Origin of the sequence: Pseudoalteromonas sp. SR45-5, from assembly GCF_014163565.1 — a bacterium.
GTDB classification, from domain to species: Bacteria; Pseudomonadota; Gammaproteobacteria; order Enterobacterales; family Alteromonadaceae; genus Pseudoalteromonas; species Pseudoalteromonas distincta.
Genome location: NZ_JACJDN010000694.1, coordinates 1 through 1972, shown reverse-complemented (window position 1 = coordinate 1972; position 1972 = coordinate 1). Strand labels below are relative to the sequence as shown.

The following is a 1972-nucleotide window of genomic DNA, read 5'->3' as shown; positions in this document are numbered from 1 at the left end:
CTTTGGAGCACTTTGAGTTTCAATCAGGCTTTGCGATTTATTTACTTCTGCGCACGGTAAAAAGAACGAAAACTGACTGCCCTTTTTGTATTCGCTTTGTACACTGATATAACCGCCCATCATCGCGGCTAATTGTTGCGATAAGCTAAGGCCTAACCCTGTCCCCCCAAAGCGACGGCTAATACTGTTATCAGCTTGGCTAAAGCATTCAAAAATAAGCTTTAACTGTTTAGAGCTCATACCAATACCGGTATCTTTTACAATAATCACTAGCCCTTGTTCACTCTTATTTAAAGCAATAATGATTTGGCCAGCGTGAGTAAACTTAATAGCATTAGCACATAAATTTATAAGAATCTGTTTTACGCGTATTAAATCCAGCTTAGTGTAAAACTCATTACCCACTTGATTGTCTAAAATGAGGCGTAAATTTTTTGCTTTTGCTTGAGTGATAAACATTGCATGTACGTCATTTACAAGCTCTACAATATCAAAGCACGAAATATTTAACTCTAACCTATTAGCTTCAATTTTACTTAAATCAAGCACGTCGTTTATTAAGCTTTTTAAATGGTCGCTATGGCGCTGAATTACTCTTAATTCATCTTTAAGTGACTCAGGCTCATATAATTCATTAATTAAAGCATCTGTTTGCCCTAAAATAGCCGTTAGTGGAGTGCGGATTTCGTGGCTAATATTGGCCAAAAACTGGCTTTTAACATCGTTAGCTTCTCTTAGCTCCTGTGCTATTGCCTGTAACTCGGCAGTACGCTGCGTAACTTGCTCTGTTAACTGCTGCTTAGCGCGTTTTTCTGCGCCACGGCGGTAAAGCGCAATACCAGTTACAACAACCAAAAGTAATAGTAAAAAAGAGAATAAAGTAAGCTGAGAACGCTGCGACATTTTTAGCTCTTGCACACGTCGATCTTGTTTAAGTTTTTCTATTTCTTGGTTTAATTGTGTTGCTTTAAATTGATGCTGAAGTACCGCTAATGCATTTATAATTGCTGTACTTCTGAGTTTTCGTAGCTCACTAATGTATTCTTGTTGCAAGGCCATTGCGCTTGAATAATCGCCTTTACTGGCTTCAAGTAGTGCTTTAGTCCCTAAACCCTCCCTAATTATTCGCTCACTGCCATATTCGTGGGCAAGTGAAATAGCTCTATCTAAACTTATTTTCGCCTCTTCTAAGTTGCCTTTAACAAACTGAATTTTACCAAGCGCATGTAGCGCATTAAGCTCTAAATTATGGTTACCTATTTTAAGCGCATAGTACTCACCTAATTTAGCTTGCTCGTACGCTTCATCTACTTTTTTTAACACTAAATTAGTATTTGCCAAGTTAGTATATTGCGTAGATAACTTATTGTAATCATTGGCTGAAATATAATAACGCAGCGCTAGCTGGTAATAATGAAGTGCTAAGTCAAATTGATTACTCTCCATATGAGCAACACCCATATTGTTGTATACCTGCGCAATACCACTTTTATCATCTAACCGCTGATAAACTTTAAGTACATCTTGATAAAGACTAAATGCACTATCGTAGCGGGATAAGCGTATATAAACGCCTGCTATATTAAGTAATATGTCGGTTTGATCTTGCTCACTACCGTGCGCTTCGTAAATAGCTTTTGCCTTTAAGTAAAACTCTAGGGTATCGCCTAGCTTATTCATATTAAAATAAGCCAAACCAATATTATTTAGTAAATTTGCTTGTTCAAGTAGTTGTTCATTTTTTTCAGCTAATACTAGGGTGCGGGTATATTCACTTATGGCCTTTTGAAATAAGCCTTGATAAAAAAGTGCTACACCTTGCATTTTTATTGCACGAAAGTGCTCGTCAGGAAAGAAAGTATCTGAAGTGTTTTTTTCTAATAATTTAAAATAGTGTAAAGATTCTTTAAAATTATCAGCCGATAACGCACTATTACCTAATGCCGAATAAACAGCGACACGCTCTTTTTTA

General features: G+C 36.7%; 1 protein-coding gene. It reads right to left on the bottom strand.

Features of this window, described 5'->3' with window-relative positions:
• On the bottom strand, window positions 1–1972 hold a 1972-nt coding region (locus H5072_RS18100; protein ID WP_182694344.1), incomplete at both ends, for an ATP-binding protein.